Annotated in this window: 29 protein-coding genes; 11 read left to right on the forward strand and 18 right to left on the reverse strand. The window is 71.0% G+C overall.

Going from position 1 to position 25,438, the window contains the following annotated elements; genetic code table 11:
• Nucleotides 1–677 precede the first annotated feature (677 nt).
• The 3 genes from BKA14_RS31470 to BKA14_RS31480 all read right to left on the reverse strand — a co-directional run bounded on the left by BKA14_RS31470 (nucleotide 678) and on the right by BKA14_RS31480 (nucleotide 2,953).
• On the reverse strand, nucleotides 678–926 hold the full coding sequence (locus tag BKA14_RS31470; protein WP_184954395.1) for a MoaD/ThiS family protein: 249 nt from the start codon (nucleotides 924–926) through the stop codon (nucleotides 678–680).
• 39 nt (nucleotides 927–965) lie between these two features.
• Entirely contained in the window at nucleotides 966–1,994 is a 1,029-nt protein-coding gene (gene moaA, locus BKA14_RS31475) for a GTP 3',8-cyclase MoaA (protein ID WP_184954396.1), read from the reverse strand.
• 68 nt (nucleotides 1,995–2,062) lie between these two features.
• A complete protein-coding gene (locus BKA14_RS31480) occupies nucleotides 2,063–2,953 on the reverse strand; it encodes a fructosamine kinase family protein (RefSeq protein ID WP_184954397.1) in 891 nt (296 codons plus the stop codon).
• Between the two features lie 56 nt (nucleotides 2,954–3,009).
• Here BKA14_RS31480 and BKA14_RS31485 point away from each other — a divergent pair, with 56 nt between their 5' ends.
• Nucleotides 3,010–3,513, forward strand: a complete 504-nt coding sequence (locus BKA14_RS31485; RefSeq protein WP_184954398.1) for a GNAT family N-acetyltransferase — start codon at nucleotides 3,010–3,012, stop codon at nucleotides 3,511–3,513.
• A 102-nt stretch (nucleotides 3,514–3,615) separates the two neighbouring features.
• A complete protein-coding gene (locus BKA14_RS31490; RefSeq protein WP_184954399.1) occupies nucleotides 3,616–4,590 on the forward strand; it encodes a DUF4192 domain-containing protein in 975 nt (324 codons plus the stop codon).
• A 5-nt stretch (nucleotides 4,591–4,595) separates the two neighbouring features.
• On the opposite strand, the gene fdhD is transcribed toward BKA14_RS31490, so the two are convergent.
• Entirely contained in the window at nucleotides 4,596–5,423 is an 828-nt protein-coding gene (gene fdhD, locus BKA14_RS31495; protein WP_184954400.1) for a formate dehydrogenase accessory sulfurtransferase FdhD, read from the reverse strand.
• Nucleotides 5,424–5,525: 102 nt separating this feature from the next.
• On the opposite strand from fdhD, the gene mobA reads away from it, so the two are divergent.
• The 3 genes from mobA (at nucleotide 5,526) to BKA14_RS31510 (ending at nucleotide 7,761) form a co-directional block, all read left to right on the forward strand.
• The gene (gene mobA, locus BKA14_RS31500) at nucleotides 5,526–6,125 is read left to right on the forward strand and encodes a molybdenum cofactor guanylyltransferase (protein ID WP_275412392.1); all 600 of its coding nucleotides are present in this window, start codon (nucleotides 5,526–5,528) and stop codon (nucleotides 6,123–6,125) included.
• A gap of 69 nt (nucleotides 6,126–6,194) precedes the next feature.
• Nucleotides 6,195–6,482 (forward strand): DUF6457 domain-containing protein, encoded by a 288-nt coding sequence (locus BKA14_RS31505; protein WP_438861918.1) that lies wholly within the window; start codon nucleotides 6,195–6,197, stop codon nucleotides 6,480–6,482.
• A gap of 190 nt (nucleotides 6,483–6,672) precedes the next feature.
• Nucleotides 6,673–7,761, forward strand: coding sequence for a T3SS (YopN, CesT) and YbjN peptide-binding chaperone 1 (locus tag BKA14_RS31510; protein ID WP_184954401.1), 1,089 nt, complete (start codon nucleotides 6,673–6,675; stop codon nucleotides 7,759–7,761).
• A 120-nt stretch (nucleotides 7,762–7,881) separates the two neighbouring features.
• Here BKA14_RS31510 and BKA14_RS31515 read toward each other — a convergent pair whose 3' ends face one another.
• Together BKA14_RS31515 and BKA14_RS31520 are read right to left on the reverse strand one after the other, a co-directional pair.
• The gene (locus BKA14_RS31515; protein ID WP_184954402.1) at nucleotides 7,882–9,681 is read right to left on the reverse strand and encodes a beta-propeller domain-containing protein; all 1,800 of its coding nucleotides are present in this window, start codon (nucleotides 9,679–9,681) and stop codon (nucleotides 7,882–7,884) included.
• Between the two features lie 40 nt (nucleotides 9,682–9,721).
• The gene (locus BKA14_RS31520; protein WP_184954403.1) at nucleotides 9,722–10,180 is read right to left on the reverse strand and encodes an Lrp/AsnC family transcriptional regulator; all 459 of its coding nucleotides are present in this window, start codon (nucleotides 10,178–10,180) and stop codon (nucleotides 9,722–9,724) included.
• A 67-nt stretch (nucleotides 10,181–10,247) separates the two neighbouring features.
• Here BKA14_RS31520 and ddaH point away from each other — a divergent pair, with 67 nt between their 5' ends.
• Nucleotides 10,248–11,075: a dimethylargininase gene (gene ddaH, locus BKA14_RS31525; protein WP_369076722.1), complete on the forward strand. Its 828-nt coding sequence runs from the start codon at nucleotides 10,248–10,250 to the stop codon at nucleotides 11,073–11,075.
• Between the two features lie 110 nt (nucleotides 11,076–11,185).
• Nucleotides 11,186–11,752, forward strand: coding sequence for a bacterial proteasome activator family protein (locus BKA14_RS31530; RefSeq protein ID WP_184954404.1), 567 nt, complete (start codon nucleotides 11,186–11,188; stop codon nucleotides 11,750–11,752).
• Here BKA14_RS31530 and BKA14_RS31535 read toward each other — a convergent pair whose 3' ends face one another.
• The 4 genes from BKA14_RS31535 to BKA14_RS31550 all read right to left on the reverse strand — a co-directional run bounded on the left by BKA14_RS31535 (nucleotide 11,753) and on the right by BKA14_RS31550 (nucleotide 15,605).
• On the reverse strand, nucleotides 11,753–12,553 hold the full coding sequence (locus BKA14_RS31535; RefSeq protein ID WP_184954405.1) for an HAD family hydrolase: 801 nt from the start codon (nucleotides 12,551–12,553) through the stop codon (nucleotides 11,753–11,755).
• Nucleotides 12,553–13,365 carry an HAD family hydrolase gene (locus BKA14_RS31540; protein ID WP_184954406.1) on the reverse strand — a complete coding sequence of 271 codons (813 nt, stop codon included), beginning with the start codon at nucleotides 13,363–13,365 and terminating at the stop codon, nucleotides 12,553–12,555. The genes BKA14_RS31535 and BKA14_RS31540 overlap by 1 nt, the downstream gene beginning before the upstream one ends.
• A 108-nt stretch (nucleotides 13,366–13,473) precedes the next feature.
• Complete coding sequence (serS, locus tag BKA14_RS31545) at nucleotides 13,474–14,736, reverse strand: serine--tRNA ligase (protein ID WP_184954407.1); 1,263 nt, start codon at nucleotides 14,734–14,736, stop codon at nucleotides 13,474–13,476.
• Between the two features lie 65 nt (nucleotides 14,737–14,801).
• On the reverse strand, nucleotides 14,802–15,605 hold the full coding sequence (locus tag BKA14_RS31550; RefSeq protein WP_184954408.1) for a hypothetical protein: 804 nt from the start codon (nucleotides 15,603–15,605) through the stop codon (nucleotides 14,802–14,804).
• A gap of 65 nt (nucleotides 15,606–15,670) precedes the next feature.
• Between BKA14_RS31550 and BKA14_RS31555 the strand changes: the two genes are divergently transcribed.
• From BKA14_RS31555 to BKA14_RS31565, 3 genes are all read left to right on the forward strand, one after another.
• A complete protein-coding gene (locus BKA14_RS31555) occupies nucleotides 15,671–16,099 on the forward strand; it encodes an OsmC family protein (RefSeq protein WP_184954409.1) in 429 nt (142 codons plus the stop codon).
• Between the two features lie 70 nt (nucleotides 16,100–16,169).
• On the forward strand, nucleotides 16,170–16,508 hold the full coding sequence (locus BKA14_RS31560) for a metallopeptidase family protein (RefSeq protein ID WP_184957077.1): 339 nt from the start codon (nucleotides 16,170–16,172) through the stop codon (nucleotides 16,506–16,508).
• A 53-nt stretch (nucleotides 16,509–16,561) separates the two neighbouring features.
• Nucleotides 16,562–17,299 (forward strand): AIM24 family protein, encoded by a 738-nt coding sequence (locus BKA14_RS31565; protein WP_184954410.1) that lies wholly within the window; start codon nucleotides 16,562–16,564, stop codon nucleotides 17,297–17,299.
• Nucleotides 17,300–17,610: 311 nt separating this feature from the next.
• Here the strand turns inward: BKA14_RS31565 and pheA are convergent, their stop codons facing one another.
• The 5 genes from pheA to BKA14_RS31590 all read right to left on the reverse strand — a co-directional run bounded on the left by pheA (nucleotide 17,611) and on the right by BKA14_RS31590 (nucleotide 21,043).
• Nucleotides 17,611–18,558 carry a prephenate dehydratase gene (pheA, locus tag BKA14_RS31570; protein WP_184954411.1) on the reverse strand — a complete coding sequence of 316 codons (948 nt, stop codon included), beginning with the start codon at nucleotides 18,556–18,558 and terminating at the stop codon, nucleotides 17,611–17,613.
• 20 nt (nucleotides 18,559–18,578) lie between these two features.
• Nucleotides 18,579–19,220, reverse strand: a complete 642-nt coding sequence (locus BKA14_RS31575) for a hypothetical protein (protein WP_184954412.1) — start codon at nucleotides 19,218–19,220, stop codon at nucleotides 18,579–18,581.
• A 40-nt stretch (nucleotides 19,221–19,260) separates the two neighbouring features.
• A complete protein-coding gene (locus BKA14_RS31580; protein WP_184954413.1) occupies nucleotides 19,261–19,650 on the reverse strand; it encodes an ACT domain-containing protein in 390 nt (129 codons plus the stop codon).
• A gap of 87 nt (nucleotides 19,651–19,737) precedes the next feature.
• Nucleotides 19,738–20,199: a PAS domain-containing protein gene (locus BKA14_RS31585; protein ID WP_184954414.1), complete on the reverse strand. Its 462-nt coding sequence runs from the start codon at nucleotides 20,197–20,199 to the stop codon at nucleotides 19,738–19,740.
• A 106-nt stretch (nucleotides 20,200–20,305) separates the two neighbouring features.
• Nucleotides 20,306–21,043, reverse strand: coding sequence for a hypothetical protein (locus BKA14_RS31590; protein ID WP_184954415.1), 738 nt, complete (start codon nucleotides 21,041–21,043; stop codon nucleotides 20,306–20,308).
• 311 nt (nucleotides 21,044–21,354) lie between these two features.
• Between BKA14_RS31590 and BKA14_RS31595 the strand changes: the two genes are divergently transcribed.
• Nucleotides 21,355–22,563, forward strand: coding sequence for an arginine deiminase (locus BKA14_RS31595; protein ID WP_184954416.1), 1,209 nt, complete (start codon nucleotides 21,355–21,357; stop codon nucleotides 22,561–22,563).
• Here the strand turns inward: BKA14_RS31595 and BKA14_RS31600 are convergent.
• From BKA14_RS31600 to BKA14_RS31610, 3 genes are all read right to left on the reverse strand, one after another.
• Entirely contained in the window at nucleotides 22,543–23,277 is a 735-nt protein-coding gene (locus BKA14_RS31600; protein ID WP_184954417.1) for a glycoside hydrolase family 16 protein, read from the reverse strand. The genes BKA14_RS31595 and BKA14_RS31600 overlap by 21 nt on opposite strands.
• An 11-nt stretch (nucleotides 23,278–23,288) precedes the next feature.
• A complete protein-coding gene (locus BKA14_RS31605) occupies nucleotides 23,289–24,167 on the reverse strand; it encodes a DUF5926 family protein (protein WP_184954418.1) in 879 nt (292 codons plus the stop codon).
• 61 nt (nucleotides 24,168–24,228) lie between these two features.
• On the reverse strand, nucleotides 24,229–25,422 hold the full coding sequence (locus BKA14_RS31610; protein WP_184954419.1) for a sensor histidine kinase: 1,194 nt from the start codon (nucleotides 25,420–25,422) through the stop codon (nucleotides 24,229–24,231).
• Between the last annotated feature and the right edge of the window lie 16 nt (nucleotides 25,423–25,438).

Consider the following 25,438-nt stretch of genomic DNA (forward strand, 5'->3'; position numbering starts at 1 on the left):
ATTACGTCGCCGCGGTTCTCGGCCAGCCGGGCGCCGACCGCCCTGATGCTCCCCCAACTACCCGAGCAACCGGCTGATCCGGTTCCGCCACGGACAGCCGTCCCCACCGATCACCGCTGCGCCGTCCCGCACACCCCGTCGTCGCGCACAGTGCCACCGTGTCACGCACCACCGCGCCGTGCCGATCACTGTCGCCGTGCCGCTCGGTGCCATAGCGCCGTCCCGCAGGCCACCGCTGCGCCGCGCCGCCGCATTCCGTTGACCACCCCGGTTGAGCATTGACGGCCTGGGGGACCGGGCGCAGTGGAGGGTGGCTACGGGGTGACTGGCACGTCGTTCACCGACAGCCGGCACCGCGTCGCACTGGATCGTCCGGCGGCCGGGCGGTAACCGCATCGGCGATGAGGCTGTGCGGCCGCCTCGCGGACACGGCCGTCCGGCGCCTGCTCACTCGTTCTGGCGCGAGGCCGCAGCTGGACCCAATATGGCTGCCATCAGAGCCAATGATCCTGCGGTGCCATGCGCATGAGGGGCGCGGTGCCATGCGCGTAAGTGGCCGAGCCCCGCACGGCCTGGCTGCTTTGCGGCTGTCTCAGCCCGCGGCCAGCCACGCCATTTCATGACCGGCGCGAGTCGGCCCATCCGCTAGCGACTCCAGCCGTTCGCCGCCCTTGTGCTCAGCCGCCGGCGAACGGGGGTAGGACGTCGATCGTGGCGTCGGCCGGTAGGGGCGCCTTCTGGTCGTGGCAGGTCAGCCCGTCGACCAGGAAGCTGGCCGCTTTGAGCACCACACCGAGGCGTTCGCCGTGGCGGTCGGTCAGCAGCTGTTTGAGTTCTTCGAGCGTCTCGGCCTCGAGGTCTTCGCTGCGCGTCCCGCCGGCTGCGGCCCGCGCGCCGGCGAAGTACCGAACGGTCAGGGCAGCCACGGGCGCCTCCGATCAAGGGCAGAGGGGCGGTGGAACATGTCAGCCGCCGATGGCCGACATGGGCCGGGTGGGCTGCAGGAACGTGGGGTCGTCGATGCCATGACCCGCCCGCTTCCCGCTCATGGCGACCCGCCACGCCTCGGCCACTTCGGCATCGGTGGCGCCGTCGCGGAGGAGTTTGCGGAGGTCGCTCTCGTCGCGCGCGAACAGGCAGTCGCGGACCTGGCCGTCGGCGGTCAGGCGGGTGCGGTCGCAATCGCCGCAGAAGGGCCTGGTGACACTGCCGATCACGCCGACCCGAGCCGGATTTCCGGCGGCGTCGACGTAACCCGGGACCAACCACGTCTCAGCCGGCGCCGTTCCACGTGAAACCGAATCCGGCCGCAGCCCGTACGGGGAGAGCGACGTCAGGATCTCGTCGGCCGTGACCATCGTGTGCCTGTCCCACTGATGTTGGGCGTCGAGCGGCATCTGCTCGATGAAGCGCAGCTGATAACCGTGATCGAGGGCGAACCGCAGCAGCGCGGGCGCCTCGTCGTCGTTGATGCCGCGCATGAGCACCGTATTGATCTTTACGGGCGTGAGCCCGGCCGAGGCCGCTGCGGCCAGTCCACGCAGCACGTCGGCCAGCCGGTCGCGCCGGGTCAGGGCCTGGAAGCGGGAGGCGTCGAGCGTGTCGAGTGAGACATTGACGCGGTTGAGCCCGGCGTCGCGCAGGGGTGCCGCCAGTCGTTCAAGCCCGATGCCGTTCGTCGTGAGCATCAGCTCGGGCCGGGGCGTCAGCGCGGCCGCGGCCCTCACGATGCCGACCAGCCCGCGTCGCAGCAGCGGCTCGCCACCGGTGAAGCGCACGTCCCGAATGCCCAAGGTCTCGACCGAGATCCGGATCAGCCGGTTCACCTCGTCGTCGGTGAGCTGCTGCTCCCGCGGCATCCAGGCCAGGCCCTCCTCGGGCATGCAGTAAGTGCAGCGCAGATTGCAGCGGTCGGTCAGCGACACGCGCAGATCGGTCGCCACTCGCCCGAACCGGTCGGCGAGCGGGATCGGGACTCTCCCACGCGTGTTCACAGATCGAATCTAGCCGTTTCCCGCGCCGACGACCGTAACCGAGATCGCCCTGTGGACAACCGCCTCGCCTACCACGCGCGAACTGTGGACAAAGCGGCCGCATGGACGTCGGCGCGATAGCTCCCCCCGAACGCCGCCGTGTGCACGAGCAACAGGTGCAGCTGGTGCAGCGGCACCCGCTCCCGCCACCCCTCGGCCAGCGGAAACACTTCCCCGTACGCGGCCAGCACCGTCGACAGGTAGGGCAGGCCACCGAAGAGAGCCAGTTCGGCCAGGTCGGTCTCGCGGTGACCGCCGTGGGCGGCCGGGTCGACGAGCCGGGCCCGTCCGTCGGCGGCCCACAGCACGTTGCCGGGCCAGAGGTCACCGTGCGTGCGACTGGGGGCCTGCTCATCACCGCCGTACGAGGGAAGGTTTTGCATGACCTGCTCCACGAGCGCGATCTCGGTGCTGGTCAGGGCCCCGCGATCGGCGGAGATTCGAAGGTACGGCTGAAGCCGGCGCTCGGCGAACCAGGTACCCCACTGGCCGGTAACCGGCGTGTTGTCGAGTTCGAGCGGGCCGATGTAACCGGCCCAGGGGGCACCGAAGGCCGGCGCGCCGGAGCGATGAAGCTCGGCCAGGTCACGACCCAGTTGTTCGGCGGCGGCCCGGGACGGCTCGCCCGGCTCGACCCACTCGGTCGCGATCATCGTGGGCAGCGCGACGATCACCTCCGGCGCCGGGGCCCCGGCCTCGCGCAACCAGTTCAGCCCGGAGGCCTCGGCCGCGAAGAATCCGGCGGGCGGATCACCCGCGGTCGAGGGCCAGGTCTTGGCAAAGATCGAGGTGCCGTCGTCGAGCGTGAGCCGGCTGGCCGTCGACACGCTGCCGCCGCCCACCGGGGTCTCGCGGATGCGCTGGTGGGTGAGAAATGTCAGGAGGTGCTCGGGGTGCGCGCGTAGGTACGCCTGGTCCACGGCCTTATCTTGCGCTTCGGCTTACGGATGCCCGAAATCGGAGTCAAAATGTCGGCATGAGCCCTGTCACAGTGCGTTCGTACCGTCCGAGTGACCACTCCGCGGGCCGGCGCCTGTGGTCCGAGCTGACGATCCAGCACAACCAGATGTACGGCGTGGCCGACCGGGACGGTGGCGAGGGCTTCGAGGAATACCTGACCCGGCTCGACCTGGGTGGCCTGTGGGTCGCCGACCACGCCGACGACGGGGTGATCGGACTGGTCGGGCTGGTGATCCGCGGTCGTGGGGGCGAGGTCGAGCCGATCGTCGTGACGATCTCGCACCGGCACAAGGGTGTGGGCCGCAAGCTGCTGCGGCATGTCGCCAACGAGGCCCGCCGCCGCAACATGTCCTCGCTGACGATCTCGCCCGAGTCGCGCAACGTCGAAGCGATCCGCAGCCTGCACGCGGCGGGGTACGACGTGGTCTCGTCGATCGAGCTGACTCTCGACTTGAAGAACTCGCAGACGGACCGCCAGCACGAGGGCCTGGAACTGCACGAGCTGCAGTTCCGATCCTGAGAACGCGCTGACCTGCGGGTCGATGATCAGGGCCGGTGGATAACTCCGCGCGTCGTCCACAGGCCCACCCGGCGGCGGCCGCGAAGGGCCACGCTGCCCGGCATGCAACCCGACTGCCGGATCACCGTCCGGAACTCCGCTGACCTCATCGCCGTCACGCCCTACCTGCTGGGCTTTCATCCGTCCGACAGTGTCGTGGTGATCGGCACGGTGGGCCCGGTGGTGAGTTTCGCCGCCCGGCACGACTTCCTGGCGCCGGACGACGAGGACGCCGACGTGATAGCGCCACTGGTCGCCGCCCAGGAGGTGGAGGCGGTGACGCTCCTCGGGTTCGGCCCGCCCGGCCCGGTCGATCGCACCGTCCGGGCGTTCTTTCGCGACCTTCAACACCACGGCGTACGGGTTCTGGACCGGGTGCGCGTCACCGCGGGCCGCTGGTGGTCGTACGACTGCGCCGATCCGCTCTGCTGCCCGCCGGACGGCAACCCCGTGCCCTCGCCGCATTCACCGATCGCCGCCTCGGCCGTCTTCCAGGGCCACGTCGCGCTGCCCGACCGCCGGGCTCTGGTCGAGCAGATCGCCGGGGTCGAGGGTGAGCAGCGCGAACGGATGCGCGCGCTGACCGCGGAGTTGTGTGCGCGCGGCTCCGGCCCGCCCGAGGGGATCGAGCGGGCCGGGCGTTACCTCGTGCAGATGGCGGAGGAGCGCTACAGCTCGGGCCGCACGCTCACCCTGGAGGAAACAGCCCTGCTGGGTGTGCTGCTGGCCGACCCGGTGGTGTTCGACCACGCCGTCGACCGCACGCGTGACGAGGACTGGCGGGTCGCCCTGTGGACCGAGGTGACCCGGCGGGTGGAGCCGGTCTGGGTGGCTCCGGCGGCCGCCCTGCTGGCCTATTCGGCGTGGCGGGCCGGGCTGGGCTCGCTCGCCCGGGTCGCGCTCGACCGGGCCTTGCTGCACGACCCCACGCATCGCTTCTCCTGGGCCCTCGACCGCCTGATGGCCGCCGGGGTCAGCCACGAGCTCGTCGATGACCTGCACGAGACCGTCCGGGAGTGGCCGGAAGGGTCGCTGTGAGCGGATCAGACCGTCACGCGCTCAGGCGCGGTGTAAACGTTCATGCTCGGGCCGCGCAGGAAGCCGACCAGCGTCATGCCGGCCTCGTCGGCCAGTTCCGCGGCCAGGGTGCTGGGCGCCGACACGGCCGCGAGCAGCGGGATGCCCGCCATCCAGGCCTTCTGGGTGAGCTCGAAGCTGGCCCGTCCCGAGACGAGCAGCAGGTGCCCGGTCAGCGGCAGCCGGCCGTCGCGCAGCGCCCACCCGATGACCTTGTCCACCGCGTTGTGCCGCCCCACGTCCTCGCGCAGCACCAGCAGCTCACCCTCCGCCGTGAACAGGCCGGCCGCGTGCAGGCCGCCCGTGCGGGCGAAGGTGCGCTGGGCCGCGCGCAGCCGGTCGGGCAGCTCGGCCAGGGTGGTGGCCGGCACGCGGAGCGGGTCGCCCGAGACGTCGAAGCGCGACCGGGTGCGGACGGCGTCGATGCTGGCCTTGCCGCACACCCCGCACGAGCTGGTGGTGTAGAAGTTGCGGCTCGGGTCGGTGACCGGCGGCGGCACGTCGGCCCCGAGGACGACGTCGACCACGTTGTACGTGTTCGGGGTGTCCGTGCCCGCGCAGAGCTGGGCGGTGACCACGTCGTCGGCCCGGCCGATCACGCCCTCGGTGAGCAGGAAGCCCACGGCCAGGTCGATGTCGTGCCCGGGGGTGCGCATGGTGACCGCGAGCGGCGCCTTGCGCACCCGGATCTCCAGCGGTTCCTCGGCGGCGAGATCGTCGGGGCGGCGCCGCGGATCACCGGACGCATCCAGGTTGATCTTCACGACCGGCCGCCGGGTCATCGTCCTCGCCATGCATCGAGAGTAGGCCGCTGGGACGGCCGCGACAGAAGTGATCCACGTCTGGTTACTGAGCGCGCGCTCACGCTCGACACGCGGTCGGGATACGGTACGTACGTGGGGGGATTTGCGGCGGTGGTGCTGGCCGGCGGAGCTGCGCGGCGAATGGGTGGCGCGGACAAGCCGACCCTGCCCGTGGCCGGCCAGTCGATGCTGACTCGCGTGCTGGCCGCGGTGCACGACGCCGACCCGCGCATAGTCGTCGGCAAGGTGCCGCCCGATCTGCCCGTGCCGGTGCACTCCACCAGGGAGGATCCGCCCGGCAGCGGCCCGGTGGCGGCCACCGCGGCGGGTCTCGCGCTGGTGCCCGACAACGTGACCTACACAGCCCTGCTCGCGGCCGACCTGCCCCTGCTCACCGGCGAGGCGATCGACGTGCTGCGGCTGACCGCCGAGTCGGCGCCGATGCAGGGCGCGGTCTATCGCGACGCCGAGGGCCGGCGGCAGATGCTCTGCGGCGTCTGGCGGACGGCGGCGCTGCGCGAGGCGGTCGACCGGCTGGCCGAGGAGCGGGGCAACCTCGACGGTGCCTCGGTTCGTGACCTGATGAACCATTTGCGAGTGGCTGAGGTCTCCTGGCGACGGCCCGGCCCGCCCCCGTGGTTCGACTGCGACACCGACGACGACTTGCGCACGGCCGAAGAATGGGCACGTTGACCGCTTGTCAGTGGCCAGAAACACGATGATCAACTCAGTCGGCACCAGGAAAGATGGCGGGAAATTCGCATGAGCCGACGGGACAAGACGACGATGAACGAGCTCGACGCCTGGCTGATCGCCGCCGCAGGGGAGGCGGGCATCGACCCCGCCGACGTCCCCGTCAAGACAGTGCTGGAGCTGTCGCGCGATGTGGCCCACGGGGTGGTGCGGCCGGGTGCTCCCGTCACCGCTTACCTGCTGGGTCTGGCCGCCGGCCGGGGAGCCGATCCGGCCGAGCTCGCGAGCAAGCTGACCGACCTGGCCGTCGACTGGCCCTCCGAGGCCAACGTCGAGGACGAAACGCCGCTCTCCTGAGAGCGGCGCCGGGCCGAAACAATAAGCCCGGGAAGCGGCGCCGGAGCCGGAACGCTGATCCCCGAGAGCGACGGGGAGCCGGAACGCTGATCCCTGAGAGTGCGGTCCGGGACGAAACGCCCATCCCCTGAGAGAGGGGGAGAACACGCGGACGCGGCTCGATAGGGTGGCGGGAGCGGAGGTGACGATCATGACGGCAGAGAGCGCCGAGGGCGGCGAGACCAACGAGGGTGTGCTCCTCGACGAGCCGACCACGGCCGATCTTCGGGCCAAGGTCGGCGAGGCGTGGCGTGAGTTCGCGCGAGCCCTGGCAGACCTGCTGCCGACGCTCGCGCCGGGAGCCCACGTCGATCTGACTCTTGACCCGACCGCGTCCGGCACCGGCACGGCGGTCTATTCCGTCAGCATCCGGGTGCTCGACGGCGGCGTGGTCGAGGCGCTGGCGATCGGCAACGCGGGGCTGCCCGAGGGCTACCGGATGGATCGCGCCTCGATCGCCGACCTGGTGGCGCTGGGCTGGTCCCCGCCCGGGGTGCTGGCCGGCTCGGGCGACTCGTTCGGGGTCAGCTCCACTCAGGACAGCGCCAACCGGCTCGCCACCGTGGTCACGCGCACGTTGCGCGACGTCTACGGCGCGCCGCACCCGGCGTTCCTGGTCTATCTGGTGCACGACGAGAACGACGAGCCGATCGAGTCGGCGCCGCTGGCCACCGCCCGGCACGAGCCGAGCCTCGACGGCGGCCTCGACCTCGACGACCTCGACGACGACGGCGCGCTGTCGGCGGCTCTGGCCGATGCGGCCGACGAGGTCGTCCCGCTCGAGGAGCGCGTCCGCACGGTCGTCGCGACCATGTCGAAGACGGCCACCGACCAGCTCCAGGTGGATGCGGACGGCGACATCGGCATCCGGGCCGGGTCGGCGATGGTGTTCGTCCGGGTGCGGGACAATCCGCCGCTGGTCGACGTGTTCTCGCCGATCCTGACCGAGGTCGAGCCGACCGAGCAGCTCTACGTGAAGCTCTCCGAGCTGACCAACCGGATGCCGATCGGCCGGCTCTACTGCGCTCAGGACACGGTGTGGGCGTCCATCCCGGTCTTCGGGCGCAACTTCCAGGCCACCCACCTGATGCTGGCCGTGCAGGTCATGACCGGGCTGGCCGACGAGCTCGACGACCGGTTGCACGGCGAGTTCGGCGGCAAGCGGTTCTTCGGCGAGGGTGACAAGCCGTCCCCGGCCAAGTCCCCGGCCGACGAGCACCGCACGGGGATGTATCTGTAGAGCCGGAAACCGCCCGGTCCGTCGGGGCGGACGGAGCCGGGCGGTTCGGCAGGGCTGCCGCGCCGGCCACGCGGGGCTGAGGCGGACCGGAGCGGGCAGGCCCTGTTACGGCGTCACGGACTACTTCATATCCACCCAGGCGACGCGGTCCAGGGTGGACGTGTTGGTGGCGAGCAGACCCTCGCCGGTGATCGACCAGAGCACGTCGCCGACGACCAGGGCCCGGCGCACGGGTCCGGCCGAGGCGGGGGCAAGACTGGTGGCGCCGCTCAGCTGGTCGCCGGTCACCCGCAGCGTGAGCGCCGCGTCGGCCACCGGCAGCACCAGCAGGTTCGTCGCCGGCCACCAGAGGATCGCGTGCGGGTCGGCCTCGGCCTCGGACTGCGCGCCGGTCACCACGTGCTGGTCGAGCCGCTTGGGCGCGGCCGGGTCGGTCACGTCGAACAGCGACACCTGCAGGCCGAGGGGCCGGCCCTGGTCGTCCGCCTCCTGCCCGATGCCGATCAGCCGGTTCTCGCCGACCGGCTGCAGGTGGGCCGAATAGCCGTTGATCTTCAGCTCGCCGGTGACCCTGGGCTTCGCGGGGTCGGACAGGTCGAGGCTGTAGAGCGGATCGGTCTGGCGGAAGGTCACCACGTAGCCGCGGGGCCCGATGAACCGTACGGAGTAGATCTGTTCGCCTTGGCCCAGGCCTTCGGCCGCCCCCACCTCGACCAGTTTGCCGTCGCGCTCGGCCAGCACCCGCACCGCCGACGCGTCGTCGGTCCAGCTGGTCGTGGCCACCCGCAGGTGACCCTCGTACGCGGACATCGCGTACTGGTTGAGCAGGCGGCCCGGAACCTTGCCGGAGGCCACGTACGCGGGTTTGCCGGTCGGCGGCAGGCTGAAGCGGTAGATGTCGGTGCCGTCGGGCGGCGCGATCCGTGACGTGCGGGCGGTGGCCGAGTTGAACCGCCAGGTCTCGTTGTTGGCCACGTAGAGGCTGTCGCTCGTGCCGTAGACCGTGTCCCCGTCGGCCACCATCGCGACCGGGTCCCCGGCACCGAGCTCGGCCGCATTCAGCTTGAACGTGAGCACCCGCAGCATCGTCAGGCCCGAGAACGACTCCGGCCGGCTGACCGCCCCGCAGTCGAGCTGCCCCTTGGTGGTCGTGCCGCCGGTGGTGATCTCCCAGTCGGGCAGCCAGGCGTCGACCGGGGTGGCCGCGATGGCGTTCCGGTCGTCCTGCATCACGTTCTCCGGCACGGCGTCGGCGCGGAACGGGAGCTGGAACTTCGGACCGCTGCTGAACACGACCCGGGCCACGCTGCCCTGCTGGCGGGCGTCGATGATGCGGCCGTCGCCCCGGTAGCGGCTGATCAGCCGGGGCGTGGCGTTCGCGAGGTCGATCAGCAGCACCTCGGAGCGGCCGTGGCCCGGGCGCATCATCCGGGTGTCCTCGCGCAGCATCGGGCCGCCACCGCCGTCGGCCAGCACCAGCGCGCGGTTCCCGGCGAGCAGCAGGGTCGTTTCCCCGTACGCCGGGACGCCCAGCTCGAGCCGCCCGGTCTGTGCACGGGTGGCCGTGTCGACCACTCGCAGCACGCCGCCGGAGATGGTGACGATGCGCTTGCCGTCGGTCTTGACGATGTCGGGTTCGTCGACCCCGGCCTCGTGCACATTGGTGCCCGAGTAGGCGGGGCCGGCCACGGAGGAGTCGGCGGCGCGGGCGCTGCCGGGCACCGCGAGACGGGCCCCGCCGGACTCGGCTGTGCTGCTCAGTTCGGTGGCGGCGCGCAACTCCTTCTCGAGCTGGGCGCACGAGTCGAAGGCGACCAGTTTGAGCGGAGGGGCGGGCGGCGGCGCGGTGGGCGCGGACGTCGTGCAGCCAGCCAGCGGCAGAACCGCGAGCGCGGACCAGAGCCAGGATCGACGCGACATGTCCGGTTGGACGCGCCTGCCCGCGCCCCGGTTCCCCGGGTCATTCCGGAGCGGGAACGGGGGTGGGCGTCTCGACCAGCCGGGACAGGACGATCATGCTGCGCGTCGAGGTGACGAACGGCTCGGCCCGCAGCCGTTCCAGGGCCTGTTCGAGGTGACCGATGTCGGCCGCCCGCAGGTGCACGAGGGCGTCGGCCTCCCCGGAGACCGTGTACGCCCCGACCACCTCGGGATGGCGCCGCGTGGCCACGGTGATCTGGGCCGGGGTGGTGCGCCCGGTGCAGAACAGCTCGACGAACGCCTCGGTGGTCCACCCCACGGCGGCCGGGTCGACCACTGTCGTGAACCCCTTGATCACTCCGCTGGATCGAAGGCGGTCGACGCGGCGTTTGACGGCGGGAGCGGACAACGAGACCTTCGCTCCGATCTCGGCGTACGAGGATCGCGCGTCGGCGGTCAGCAGCGCAACGATTCGCTGGTCCACGGCGTCCAGTTGCAACGAATCGCCCCTAACAGACAAGATTTACAGCTGTTTCGTGCACCGCAGCCTACCTACGCTCTAACTCGTGAACCACACCGAGCGCCTGCCGCGAAACCGGACATATCTCATGTGTCCTCCGAAGCATTTCACGGTCGAGTACGCCATCAACCCCTGGATGGACACGACAGTGCCGGTCGACGCCGTGCTGGCGCTCAAACAGTGGGAGATCCTCCGGGACACCCTCGGTGACCTGGGCCATCAGGTGCACGTGCTGGACGCCGTGGCCGGCCTGCCCGACATGGTGTACGCCGCCAACGGCGCGTTCTCGGTCGACGGCACGGTCTACGGCGCCCGGTTCCGCTATCCCGAGCGCAGCGCCGAGGCCGACGCCCATCGCGAGTTCTACACGACGCAAGGCTGGAGCTTCGCCGGGCCGCAGCACATCAACGAGGGCGAAGGGGACTTCGCGTACCTGCCCGGGGCGTACGGGGGAACGGTCCTCGCCGGCTACGGCTTCCGCACCGACCCGGCCGCCCACGCCGAGGCCCAGGAGGTGCTGGGGCGCCCGGTGGTCTCGCTGCGCCTGGTCGACCCGGCCTTCTACCACCTGGACACCGCGCTGGCCGCCCTCGACGACCGCAACGTCACGTACTACCCCGAGGCGTTCTCGACGGCCTCGCAGCGCGTGCTGGCCCAGCTCTTCCCGGACGCGGTGCTGGCCGACCGGGCCGACGCCGAGGCCTTCGGGCTCAACCTGGTCAGCGACGGCCGCCACGTCATCCTCAACACCGAGGCCACGGCCATGGGTGACAAGGTGCGCGCGGCCGGCTACCTGCCCGTCCACGTCGACCTGTCGGAGCTCAAGCGGGGCGGCGGCAGCGTCAAGTGCGCCGTGGCCGAACTGCGGGGCTGAGGAAACCTCAAGCGGCGCCGGGCCGAGCCGAACTGGCGTGACGGCAGACACGTGGCTTAACGGCATGGGCACTGGCGAATGGTTGGTGCCCGTGCGGGAAGATGGACCGCATGACCGACGAACAGCGCACCGCGGAGAAGCAGGAAGACGGCTCCGTCATCGTGGTCGGCCCCGACGGGCGGCCGATGGGCACGATCGACGCCGACGGGACGGTCAACCCGGAGGAGCCCGGCAACCTGATCGAACAGCCGGCCAAGGTCATGCGGATCGGCAGCATGATCAAGCAGTTGCTCGAGGAGGTCCGCGCCGCTCCGCTCGACGAGGCCAGCCGGGGCCGGCTCCGCGAGATCCACCAGCGTTCCATCACCGAGCTCGAGGACGGTCTCGCTCCCGAGCTGCGGGAGGAGCTGGAGCGGCTCTCGCTGCCCTTCGAGGGCGAGACCCCGCCCAGCGAGGCCGAGCTGCGCATCGCTCAGGCCCAGCTCGTCGGCTGGCTCGAGGGCCTGTTCCACGGCATCCAGGCCGCCCTGGTCGCTCAGCAGATGGCCGCCCGGCTGCAGCTCGAGCAGATGCGTGGCCCCAACGGCGGCCGGCCCGCATTGCCGATGGGCGCCATCCCCGGCATGCCCGCTCCGCGCGACGGCGGCGAGGGCGGCCGCACGGGGCAATACCTCTGATCAGAGGTCGTAAAGGTCCGCGAGGTAGCGCGCTACCCCGTCCTCGTCGTTGGTCGGCCCGATCTCGTCGGCCACCTTCTTGAGGGCGGGGTGCGCGTTGCCCATCGCCACCGAGTGCCCCGCCCAGCTCAGCAGCGGAATGTCGTTGGGCATGTCGCCGAACGCCACCACCTCGGACTGGTCGACGCCGTAGCGCTCGCAGTGCCAGGCCAGCCCGGCCGCCTTGGTGACACCGGCCGCGCTGATCTCGACCAGCGCGCTCGACGACGAGTGCGTGGCCGTGGCGATGTCGCCCAGCGTGGTGCTGACCAGCTCGTAGAACTCGTCCGCCTGGTGACGGGCCGAACGGGCCAGCAGCTTGACGGCCGGCACCGAGGTCAGCTCCTCCGGGGTGGACAGCACCCGTACGGCCTGGGCGTCGGACTCCCAACGCACCGGCCACGCCTCCTCGTACCAGAAGGAGCGGCCGTCCTCGACCTCCACGGCCAGCGCGACGTCGGGCACGGCCTCGCGCAGCCGCTTGCTGACGTCGAGCAGCAGGTCGACCGAGATCGGGTCGGCCCGCAGCACCTCGTCGCGTTCGGCGTCGTAGATCACGGCGCCGTTCGCGCAGATCGCCGGGACCGGCGCCGTCATCTGCTCGAAGAGCTGGTGCAGCCACCGCACCGGACGCCCCGTGACGACGACGAACGGCACCGGAAGAGCGTCCAGCACCTCGATGGTGCGCTTGCTCAGTGTGCCGTTCGTCCGGATCAGGGTGCCGTCGATGTCGCTGGCGACGAGCTTGTAAGGGGTGGCCATCACCTCGACAGTAGCCGGTCGAGATAGACCGCCACGCCGTCCTCGTCGTTGGTGAGCGTCACGTCGTCGGCGACCGCCCGCAGCTCGGCGTGCGCGTTGCCCACGGCCACCCGGCCCCACCCGGCCCAGGCGAACATCGGCAGGTCATTGGGCATGTCACCGAAGACCAGGACATCGGCCGGGTCGACGCCGACCGCCTCCGCCACCACCGCCAGCCCGGTGCCTTTGTCCACGTTCGCCGGGCAGATCTCGACGTAGTTGAGACCGGCCTGGGTGACCGAGGCCACCTCGGGCGGGACGATCCGGCGGGCCACCGCGAGCAGATCGTCGACGTCGTACGCGAACGAACGCGCGAACGCCTTGATCACGTCGGTCGTGCAGCACTCGGCGCGGTTGCGTCGCTCCACGGTCACCGGGTAACGCCAGGTCGGGTCGTAGTCGCCCCAGAGCGGCGCGTCGTCGTGCTCCAGCGCCTCGACCATCACCGACAGCTCGCCCACCTCGGCCTCGAGGTCGGTCAGCACCCGCTCCAGCGTCGTGCCGGGCAGCCGGGACTGCAGGAGATAGGTCGATTCGGCCTGGTCGAGCACCCAGCCACCCTGGGCCATGACCAGGAAGTCGGCGTCGCGGATGTCGTTGCGGGTGAGGGTGGTCAGCCGCGGGCCGCGGCCGGTGGCGCCGACCACCCGGATGCCGGCGGCCCGGACCCGGTCGAGCACCTCGTGGGTATAGGCGGACACGGTGTCGTCGTTGCGCACCAGAGTGCCGTCGAGATCGGTCGCGATGAGCTTGGGCAGACCGGGCTTCACCATGGAAACCTCCGAGGGTTTGCAAACCCCCGCGGAGGGCGGAAGGAGAACGGTACACCCGCGCGGCTACCAGCGGCTATGACTTCTGGTAGCCGACGGGTGTATTGACAGTTAGCGTGCGGGCTCCAAGATGTCGCGCCCGCCAACGTACGGTTGCAGCGCCTTCGGAACCCGGACAGAACCATCGGGCTGCTGGTGGTTTTCGAGGATCGGAATCAGCCAGCGGGTGGTGGCCAGGGTGCCGTTGAGCGTGGCCGCCGTCTGCGGCTTGCCGTCGGCGTCGCGGTAACGGATGTTGAGCCGCCGGGCCTGGTACGTCGTACAGTTCGACGTCGAAGTGACCTCGCGATAGCGGCCCTGCGACGGCACCCACGCCTCGCAGTCGTACTTGCGCGAGGCGCTCGAACCGAGGTCGCCGCCGGCCACGTCGATCACCCGATAGGGGATCTCGACCTTGCCCAGCATCTCCTCCTCCATCGCGAGCAGGCGCAGGTGCTCGTCGGCCGCGTCCTCCGGCCGGCAGAACGAAAACATCTCGACCTTGTCGAACTGGTGCACCCGCAGGATGCCGCGCACGTCCTTGCCGTACGACCCGGCCTCGCGCCGATAGCAGGACGACCAGCCGGCGAAGCGCTCCGGACCGTTCGCGAGGTCGATGATCTCGTTGGAGTGGTAGGCCGCGAGCGGCACCTCCGACGTGCCGACCAGATAGAGGTCGTCCGCCTCGAGCCGGTAGACCTCACTGGCGTGGGCGCCGAGGAAACCGGTGCCCTCCATCGACTCCGGCTTGACCAGCGACGGTGTGATCGAGGGGATGAACCCGTGCTCGACCGCCTGGGCGATCGCCATCTGCAGCAGGCCCAGCTGGAGCAGGGCGCCGACACCGGTGAGGAAGTAGAACCGCGAACCCGACACCTTCGCGCCGCGCTCGGTGTCGATCGCCCGCAGCGCCTCGCCGATCTCGAGGTGGTCCTTCGGGTTGTCGATCTGCGGCTTGTCGCCGACCTCGCGCAGCACGACGAAGTCGTCCTCACCGCCCGGCGGCACCCCGTCCTGCACCACGTTCGACACCGCGAGGTGGGCCGTGCGCAGCGCCTCGTCGGCCGCGGTGGTCTCGGCCTCGGCCGCCTTGACCTCGGCTGCCAGCTCCTTGGTGCGGGCGAGCAGGGCGACCCGCTCGTCGCCGGACGCCTTCGGCACCTGCTTGCTCAGCGACCGCTGCTCGGCCCGGAGCGCCTCGAACCGCTGAGTGGACGATCGGCGGGCCTCGTCGGCGCGCAGCAGCACATCCACCACCTCGGTGGACTCGCCACGCAGTCGCTGGCTGGCGCGGATCCGGTCGGGGTCGTCACGAAGCAGACGCAGGTCAATCACGAGAGTCGAGCCTACCGGCGGCCGAGTCCGGTCAGCACCCGGATATCCCCGGAGTCCGCCCTGGCTCAGTTCGGGCGGTCCCGATCGTCCGGGAACGAGGTGAACGGCTGCGCCGGCGCGACGGTGAGGTCGAGCGCGTCGCCCTCCGGCTGCTCCTCCCGGCTCGGTGCGGGGCGCCGCCACGACCAGACCGCGGCCGGCGGGATGTCGGCCGAGCTGACCTCGAACGTTTCCGGTACGGCGGCCGGGTCGCTCGTGAGGTGCCGGCCGGACAGGTAGAGCGCGGTCACGGCCAGCAGCACCGCGGCGAAGGCACACCAGACCCCGCGCCCGTACGAGAGGGTGGTTTCGGCGCCGTCGAAAGCGATGCGGTAGATCGGGTCGATCAGGTAGCTCTCGGAGGTCAGCCGGGCCGCTACCGCCAGCAGCACCCCGAGCAGGGTGCCGGCGACGCTCAGGCCGGCCAGGCGGAACGTGCGGCGCGCCGCGGGCGGGCCGAACAAGGTCAGCACCAGGACCGGCACGAGCAGGAAGAGGCCGAGCACGTAGCCGATGCCGAGGACGCCCAGGTCGTCGAGACTGCTGGCCACCGTACGGATTCCCGACGCGTTGCCGATCGTGTCCGCGTCGACCACGGTGACCTGCCACTCGGAGAGCACCGAGACGAGCGCGGCCAGGGCGGCCAGGGCAGCCGCGAGCGGCACCGTGCGGCGGTCGGCCAGCAGGTCGCGGCCCGCGCCGGAGAAGTCCCAGCGGCGGCGGCGTGACTCCTGCGGCGCCGGGCCGAATTCGACCACGGCCTCGGACGAAGTCGGCGGGTCGATCTCGATGGGCGGCTGCTGCGACACGGGCGGCTGCTGCGAGGGCATGGCCCCCATGGTGCCCTGTGCCAGGTCGAGCGGCCAGCAGCCGCCGGATGGACTAGCGTTTGGCTATGCCTATTCGTTCTGCTTCGGCCCGCTGGCAGGGGAACCTCACCGAGGGTTCCGGCACGATCAAGACCGGCAAGGGTGGCCTCCAGGGGAGCTACTCGTTCAAGTCCCGCTTCGAGGAGGGCGAGGGGACCAACCCCGAGGAGCTGATCGGCGCCGCGCACGCCGGCTGCTTCTCGATGGCCTTCTCCAAGGCGCTGGCCGACGCCGGCTTCACGCCGACCTCGGTCGAGACCGTCGCCAAGGTCCACATGGACAAGACCGACGCCGGATTCAGCGTCACCAAGATCGACCTCGAGACCGTGGGTGACGTCCCCGGTGTCGACGACGGCACGTTCCAGAAGATCGCCGAGGACGCCAAGGCGAACTGCCCGATCTCCCGCCTGCTCTCGCCGGGCGCCGAGATCACCCTGAGCGCCAAGCTGTCCTGATCCACCACGTCCCCGCGTGCACCGGCCGCTCTCAGGTGGCCGGTGCACAATTGCTCGTGTGCCGGTCGAGATGAGTCGGGAACGCTTCGAGGATCTCGTCGGTGAGGCCCTCGACGAGGTGCCCGCCGAGCTCCTGAAGGTCATGGACAACGTCGTCATCGTCGTGGAGGACGACCCGCCGGACGGCGAGGACCTGCTCGGCCTCTACGAGGGCACGGCGCTCACCGACCGCGGCTGGGACTACGCCGGGGTGCTGCCCGACCGCATCACGATCTATCGCAACCCCACGCTGCGCGTCTGCGACACCGAGACCGACGTGATCGACGAGGTCGCCATCACTGTCGTGCACGAGATCGCCCACCACTTCGGGATCGACGACCACCGCTTGCACGAGCTGGGCTGGGGCTGAGAAGTACCTGAACGAGGAAGGGCGCGTTTGTGCTGCTCTCCTACCCTGAGCCCATGCGTAGCGAGCTTTTCTCCGCCGAGAACCTCGAGAAGGAATCGGCCCAGCCCGGACTCCGGCTCCAGAACTCCAAGCTGCTCAAGGCCGAGCTCAACGGCGACTTCATGGCGCGCGTCGGCTCGATGGTCGCCTACCAGGGTCAGGTCCAGTTCGAGGCCCTCGGCTCCGGCGGCCTCGGCAAATTCCTCAAGCAGAAGCTCACCGGCGAAGGTGTGCCGCTGATGCGCGTACGGGGAAACGGTGACGTCTTCCTGGCCGACAACGCGGCCGACATCCACCTGATCGACCTCGAGCCGGGTGACGCGCTCTCGATCAACGGCGCCAACGTGCTCGCCTTCGACTCGTCGCTCAACTACGACATCAAAATGGTGCAGGGCGCCGGCATGATGTCGAACGCGGGCCTGTTCAACTGCGTCTTCAGCGGCCACGGGCGGATCGCCGTCACCACCAAGGGCACCCCCGTCGTGCTCACCGTCGACCAGCCGACCTACGTCGACCCGCAGGCGGCGATCTGCTGGTCAGCCGGCCTGCAGACCGGCTATCACCGCGCCGAGCAGCTCGGCCTGGGCACGCTGCTGGGCCGCACCACCGGCGAACGGTTCACGATGAGCTTCGCCGGTCAGGGCTTCGTGGTCGTCCAGCCCTCCGAGGAGCCCCCGGCCGGCCTGGCCGGCACCGGCGGCGGTGGCAACCAGCAAGAGGGCGGCATTCTGGGCAACATCTTCGGCAATTAGGTTGAATTTCTGGCCTTCACTGCCCGCTCGGCGGGCAGTATCTCTGGCCTTCGCTGCCCGCTCGGCGGGCATTGCGCCCCGGAAGGTCGGTGTCGAGGCCACCAAAAATGGCCTCGGCTGCGCCTAGCCATTTTTGGCGGCCTCGACACCGACGGGCGCAATGCGGATTTTGGTTGCGGTCGTCGGCAGGCGAAACTGCCTGGCGCAGGCGGGTGGGCCGGGCTGCGGGTTGGTCTTTGGTTGCAGCCGTCAGGCGAGGTTTTTGGCGTAGGTGGGGGGCTGGGCCGCGGGTTGGTCTTTGGTTGCGGCCGTCAGGCTAGGTCGCCCTGGCGTAGGCGGGTGAGCCAGGCTGCGGAGTCGGTGAAGTCGGTGCTGGAGAGCCCTCGTGGGGACGCCACGGGGGCCTCGGGCGTGAGCCGGTGGCGGGGATAGCTGCCCAGGAAGCGGACGTCGGCGCAGATCCGGCGCAGGCCCTGCAGCGCCTCGCCCAGGCCGGGCTCGGCCGCGTGGCCGGTGCAGTCGAGGAAGAACACGTACGTACCCAGCTGCACGCCGGTCGGGCGGGACTCGATGCGGGACAGGTTGATTCCCCGTACGGCCAGCTCGGTGAGCACTGCGAGCAGAGCCCCCACCTGGTCGTGCCGGATCGACACGGCCAGCGACGTGACGTCGTCCCCGGTGGGTTCGCCGATCGGGCCGGGCCGGCTCAGCAGCGCGAACCGCGTCACCGCATCGGCATGGTCGGCCACCTTCTCGGCCAGCACGGTCAGCGCGTTGCGGGGGACCCCGATCGGTGCGCACAGGGCCGCGTCGTGCTCACCCGCGGCCGCGCTGATGGCCGCGGCGGCGTTGGAGAGCACGTCGACGATCACCGCGTCGGGCACGTTGGCCAGCAGCCAGTTGCGGCACTGGGCCGAGGCCTGCGGGTGGGCCGCGATCGACCGGATCCCGGCCAGCGGGGTCAGCGCGCGGGCGGCCAGCACGAACTCGACCGGGATGACGACCTCGCGGGTGATCACCAGTGGGCTGCCGGTGACCAGCTCGTCCAGCGTGACCGGGATGGCGCCGCCGACCGAGTTCTCCAGCGGCACGAGCGCGGCGTCGGCGTCGCCCGCCCGCACTGCCTCGAGCGCCTCGGGCACGCTGCGCGCCGGGGTGCGCAGGCCCCGCTCGGCGGCGGGGATGGTGCGGAGGGCGGCCTCGGTGAAGGTGCCTTCCGGCCCGAGGTAGACGAAGCGCGTCGGCGGCGTTCCCGGCATGAGGGAAGTCTAGGCCCGCCTCAGTAGCCGCACGCCAGCACTCGGATCCCTTTGGGGGCGGCGGTCTCGACCCGGCTGATGCAGACGTCCGAGCCCGCGGCGACCAACGTAAGCGTGGCTCCCGTGCCGGTCGCGACCACCATCAGCGGTTCCAGGTCGTCGGCGTCCGCCCCGGTGACCTCGACGGTGGCCAGCGACCACTGGCCCGAACAGAACGGACCTTCGAAGACCCGCATCGGCCGGTCCGGGACGCCTTCCTGCCCTTTGATCAGGGCCAGGATCTGGGGCCGGGTGGGCTGGGCCGAGCAACTGGGCGCGGGCGACGGCCGGGCCGTGGGCGAGACCGTCCCGGGCGGCGGCGTTGTCGTCGGCCGGGTCGTGCTGCCACCGGTCGGGTACGGATAGGCCGGGCCGCCGGTGGGGTAGGCCGGGCCGGTCGGATAGGGGGTCAGCCCGGTCGGGAGCGGCAGGTCGGTGGGCAGCCCGGTCGGCAGGGCCGTGGGCAGGCCGACGCGGTCCGGGGGCCCGATCGAGATCGCGCCCGCGCTGGGCGTCGGATACGGCGGTGAGCTGGGCAGCTGCTGCGGTGGCGCGCCGCACGCGCCCAGCAGGACGCCCGCGCCGGCCAGCGCGACGAGGATCAGGGGTGTGCGGGGGGACACGCGCACATGGTAAGTCGCGAAACGCCCGATGTGACCAGGGTCAGGACGCTATCCGATGCCCGGCGGCCAGCAGGGTGTCGACAGCCTCGGTGAGCCGCACGGTCGGCACGAGCAGATAATCGGTGGAAAACGTGGAGAACGTGACGATGTTGACGCGCGCGTCGGCCAGCGGGCCGATCAGCGAGGCCAGCACTCCGGTCAACGCCAGGTCGAGCGGGCCGACGACGCGCAGGCAGCGCCAGGCGGTGTCGGCCTCGGCGCCCTGAGGCACCCGATCGGCCGGACAGATGATCGAGAACTCGTCGGCGTCCCAGCTGAGCGAGATCACACTCTTCTCGTCCGGACCTTCGCTCAGCGAAGCCGGGATCGGTGAACCGGCCGGAAGCCGGCACACCGCGTACTCCGCGGGCAGCAGATCTAGATCGAGCATGAGGGCAGACTACGGTTCGGGATCAGGGTTGCCCAATGCCCACGGGGTGCGTCAAACACCACAAACCCGAAACGTCCTCGCAATGATTCAGTAGCGCACGGCGGAGAGGAACGTCATCGAGCCGGCCACCCGTTCGTTGTCGAACAGCGGGGTCGCGATGGCGTCGACGGTCAGCGGGCTCTCGCCCGGGCCCGGCACGACCCGCAGCAGGCCACGGGCGAGGCGCTCGGTGCGCAGGGCCAGCAGCGGGGGGATCTTGTCGGCGTCCGCATCCTCCAGCTCGCCGGCCGTGGCCGTGAAGTCGATCAGGCGGAGCACCGCGCCCAGCGGTTTGCCGATCACCTCGGGGGGCTTGCCCACGCCGAGCAGCTCGCCGCCGGAGACCGAGACCGCGATGATCGCGGTCGACCGGTCGATGATGAGGCAGGGCTCGGGGGCGGCGGACACGGTCGCCGTCCACCTCTCCAGGCTCGAGACGAACTCGGACTCGGACGGAGTGCGCGCCTGGGGCACGAACGCTCCCGAGAGTGAGAGTTCGACGTGCGCCACCCGATCCTCCTCGCTCGTGCCGCTCGACGGGCGGCGCCGCGGCCGCGCCCGGTGACCCGAGCGCCCGCCGCGGCGGCCAAGCCGTCGACTACAACCGGAAGGAACGTTACCGGCGTGCTGTCCGCTTGTCAGCGGCCGTTTGTCCGTCAGCGTGCCAGCGATAGTCGCCGGCCGGCCGGTACGGAGCGTTCGCCCACGTCGCGGGGTGGTTGGCGACGGCTGACAGCTTGCCCGCGGTGGCCGGCGAGATGCGCGCGCCACCCGCGATCAAGAGCCGATCGAGTTCCTTGTCGGTGGCCACCAGCACCTCCTTGGGGAGGCCGTGCACGCTGATCACGCCGGATCCGACGAAGGTCAGCACGGGGGTCACCGGCACGCTCAAGCCGACCGCGGCCGAGAGCGCCTTGCTCGCGCGGCGGGCCTCACGACGGGCCTCCGCGATGTACTGCGGGCGCTTTCCGTTGATCTGCACCACGTCCCCGGCGATGAGCACCCGGGCGCGGCCGTGGTCGGCCACGGTCACGGCGTAAACGCCACCCGGGCCGATGGCCAGGAACCCGGCGCGGTCGTCGGCGGGGTCGGGCTCGTAGTAGCCCAGCGCGTCGGTGCGCGGCCAGTCCACGATGTGCCAGTTGGGTCCGAGTCGGTCGAGACGAGTCAGCGCGCGGGCTCCGGCGGCCTCGAGGCGGCGGGCGTCACGTTCGGCACGGCGTCGGCGTGCCCAGTCGGCGGGCGACTGGCGGGCCGGGCCTTCGAGCGCCTGCGTCTCGCTGAGACGACGGTCGATGACGCGCTGGCTGTTCGGTGGGACAGGAAGAGCAGGGCGTGCTGGGAAGACAGTCACTGCGACCTCCGGCAAAAGGTCCTTCGGGCTCTCTTTTCACTACCGTAAGTGCTCGACCCCATACGGAAGCAAGACGTAGGCGTGTCAAGAAAGTGGAATGAGGGGATGAATGCCACATTCACGCATCGCAACTTTTGCGGATGGTGCATCACGGCGCCTGATCCCCTGATCGAAAGAAGTTTCAAGACCAAGTTAGTCGGCGGCTCGCGGTCGTGCACAGATGTCTCATGATCTAGGCAGAACGTCATCGGACGGTCGCGGGGAGTGCCCGGCGGGTGCGGAGAGATCGACGGGTGGGCTAACGTCGGCTCGTGGCGCACTACGTCGACAGTGAGGTGGGCCGGCTGCGAACGGTGCTGCTGCACCGCCCCGGACCGGAACTGGCCAGGCTGACCCCGCGGAACAACGACAGTCTGCTCTTCGATGGTATTCCCTGGGTGAGCCGAGCCCAAGAGGAACATGACGCCTTCGCGGCCGCCCTGCGCGAACGCGACGTCGAGGTCCTCTATCTGGGTGACCTGCTGGCCGAGACGCTGGCCGTGGCGGACGCCCGGGCCGAGCTGACCGAGGGGGTGCTGGCCGACCGCCGCCTGGGTGACACCCTGCGCGACAGCGTGGGCCGCTACCTGGCCGACCAGGACCCGCGCCGGCTGGCCGGGGTGCTCATGGCCGGGCTGGCCCACGAGGAGCTCAAGCCGGGGCCGGGCGGCCTGGTCTACGAGATGATGGATCGCCTCGACTTCGTCATCGACCCGCTGCCCAATCTGCTGTTCACCCGCGACTCGTCGGTCTGGGTGGGCGACCGGGTGGCGGTGACCAGCCTGGCCATGCCGGCCCGCAGCCGTGAGACGACCCTGACCCGGGCCATCTACCGCTATCACCCGCGCTTCGCCGGCACCGGCCTGCTCTACGACCCGTCGCTCGAGCTGCTCGAGGGCGGCGACGTGCTGCTGCTGGCGCCCGGGGTGCTGGCGATCGGGGTCGGCGAGCGCACCACCCCGGCCGGGGCCGAGCGGCTGGCCCGCCGGGTCTTCGCGACCGGCTTGGCCCGCACCATCCTGGCCGTGCCGATCGCCCAGGAGCGCGCCACCATGCACCTCGACACCGTGTGCACGATGGTCGACGTCGACGCGGTGGTGATGTATCCGAACATCGCGGACACCCTGCGGGCGTACACGGTGACCGCGGACGCCGACGGCGAGCCGCGCGCGCACGGGCCACGACCGTTCCTGGAGGCGGCGGCCGAGGCGATGGGCATCGACCGGCTGCGGATCATCGACACCGGGCTCGACCCGGTCACGGCCGAGCGCGAGCAGTGGGACGACGGGAACAACACGCTGGCCATCGCGCCGCGCCTGTGTGTCGCCTACGAGCGCAACGTCGAGACCAACGCCCAGCTCGAGCGGGCCGGCATCGAGGTCGTCCGGATCAGCGGCTCCGAGCTGGGCAGCGGCCGGGGCGGGCCGCGCTGCATGAGCTGCCCGATCGAGCGCGTCTCGCTAAGAACCGCGGACGTGTGAGACGACCAGCTCGGGCACCGGCACGGGCCCGTCGACCAGGTGCGCCCTGTCGGGGAAGTCGAAGACGGCGATCTCCAGCTGCACCGGGTAGTCCGGGGCCTGCCCGACCCGCTTGACCTGTTCGCCGTCGACTGTGAAGACCAGCGAGCCGGGGCGCCAGCTGACCCCGTACGTGTGGAACTCGGACACGTCGATCGGGAGCGTGACGGTGCCCCAGTCCTCGGTCAGGCCCGGGTCGCGAAAGCGGTGCAACCCCATGCCGACGGCCCGCGGGGCGGTGCCGAAGACCTCCATGACGCAGATCTCACCGGACAGCTCGGGCGCGGTCTCGATGCCGGAGAGCCAGAAGGCAATCATCGAGCGCGGCGTGATCGTGCCCCGCATGCGGATCTCGATGTCGCCGTGGAGCGGCGTGTAACCCCAGAACTCGCCCTGCTCCTCGCGCACCCGCTGCTCGGGCAGGAAGGGCTGGCCGCCGAGGGTGCTGCCGACCGGCCCGGAGTAGTTCGCGCTCTGGATGCCCGACACCCGCAGCGGCGTCTCGTGCACCCCCTCGGCCCACAGCGGCTGGTCGACGGGGATGCACAGGCGCAGCTCCCCGCCGCCCACCTCGTACGTGGCGGCGGAGGCCGCCCGCGAGCTCCAATGCGGCAAATACCACGGAACCCAGACGGAGCGGTCCAACTCAGTCGACTCGAACCGCTCGTCCAGCATGCGCGGGATCCCTACCGCAGAGTCAGCTGACGGCCGATCAGGCCCTGCTTGGCCCGGCGGGCGTCCGCGTCGAGCGGGCCGGTCTCGGCCAGCGTGTCGGCGTACCGCTTGGCGAAGTCGGCCAGCGGCGCCTCCCAGTCGGCGCCCTCGGGCTCGCCCGGGATGTCCCACACCGGCACCAGCAGGCCGTGCGCCCGGAACATGCCGGCGAACTTGGTCTGCTCGCCCAGCCGCAGGTCACCCGAGGCGGACAGGCGGGCCAGCGTGTCGAGCGCGCGGTCCTCGGCGTCGGGCAGCACCCAGCGCACGTGGCCCTTGTCGGGGGCGACCCGGCACCAGTACGCCGCCCGGCCCGCGGACAGCCGCAGGGTGGGGTAGATCGACGCGTTCGCCCGTTCGAGGGACGCCTTGACGTTCGGGTCCTCGGCCTGCTCGGCGTCCAGCCAGTACTCGAAGCTGTCGTGCATGGTGATCTCGAGCGGGCCGTCGACCAGGATGTCCTGCAGGCGGGGACCCTGGCCGGGCAGGGCCGGCACGGAGACGGTGTCGCCCGGCTTGGTCTGCAGCGCGCTCAGCACGGCCACCGCGAGGTCGCGTGAGACGTCACCGGACTGCACGTGCCGCTGCAGGCCGATGAAGACCCGGCCGTCCTGCCGCGTCATCGCGGGCCAGGCCATGGGCAGCACCGTGGAGAGGGTGACCGAGCGGTCCCCGTACTCCTCGATGATCTCGGGCCGGAGGGTGAGCGGCGCCGAGGCGGCGGGCACCAGCTCGCGCAGCGCGATCCACTCCGGTTCGTCGGCCAGGCCCTCGAACGGCCGGGCCACGAAGATGTCCCGCACCTTTTCGCGCTTGGGTGCGGATTGGCGTTGGTTGCGACGCTTGCTCACGGCGAGACAGCCTAGGCGAGGTGCACCCGAAAAGGACACACCGCCCCGCACCAAGCGCGCTTCAGGCTCGAGGAAGCCGAACCTCGGCCGTGGTGCCGCCGCCCTCGCGGGGGCGCAGCGACACCCAGCCGTGCTGCCGTTCGACCAGCCGCCGTACGAGGTAAAGCCCCAGCCCGGCCCCGGGGTTGTGCCGCCGGTCGCCGCCCTCGGCCTGCCAGTAGCGCTCGAAGGCCCGCTCGACGTGTTCGGGGCGGATGCCCGCGCCCCGGTCGGAGAGGCGGAACCGCAGCGTCTCGGCGTCGGCCCCCGCGCACAGCTCGACGATCGACCCCGCCGGCGAGTGCTTGTCGGCGTTGGTGGCCAGCTCGGTCAGGATCGTCGCGATCGAATCCCTCTCCCCGTACGCCTTGGGCAGCTCGCCGGGCAGGTTGTCGAGCACGATCCGGCGGCGCAGGTCGGCCGGCAGTTCCTCGACCGCGGTGCGCAGCGCCTCGGCCAGGTCGAACGGGCCGGCCGGGGCGGCACCGACGTCACCGTCCGCGCTGGCTGCCGAGAGCAGCCGATCGACCAGCCGGGCCAGCTCGCCGGCGCGGGTGTTGATGATCCGCACCGCCTCGTGCCGGCCGACGTCGCCGAGCGTGTCCCAGTGGTTCGACAGCGTGTCGGCGTACCCCTTGATCACCGTGACCGGGGTGCGCAGCTCGTGGCTGGTGACCGCCACCCACAGATCGCGATTCTCCTGCCGGCGGGCCTGGTCGCCGCTGTGCACGGGCAGGCCGTCGCGGGCCGCGTAGAGGCGGCCGACGTAACCCGCGAGCAGCTCTAGGACGGCGTGGTGCTCGGGGCCGGGTTCGTCGTCGCCCTCGCCGAAGTAGACGTGCAGCGAGCCCACGATGGTGTCGCCGACCTCGCAGCGCGCGCCGAGCATGCGCTGCACGTCGCCGCCCTCGACCTGCTTGGCGAACTCGTCGTTGAGCGAGTCGAGCGGGATGAGCAGCGTGCGGCCGCCGCTGAGGCGGGTGTCGGCGCGGTCGACCCGGCGCCCGATCGCGGGCGTGCAGGCGCCGGTGGCGGCGACGATGCGGCCGTGGTCGGACGCGTACTCGGCGAAGCCGGCGCCGCGCCCGCCCAGCGTCTCCTGGGCCAGCCGGACGATCTGCTGCAGCACGGGGAGGCCCGTCTCACCGGCGTTGATCCGGTCGAGGACCGCGATCTGCCCGCGGGTCAGCGCGAGGTAGTCGGGACGCTCCGGCATGACTGCGAGTCTGCCT

It is taken from the genome of Paractinoplanes abujensis, assembly GCF_014204895.1.
GTDB classification, from domain to species: domain Bacteria; phylum Actinomycetota; class Actinomycetes; order Mycobacteriales; family Micromonosporaceae; genus Actinoplanes; species Actinoplanes abujensis.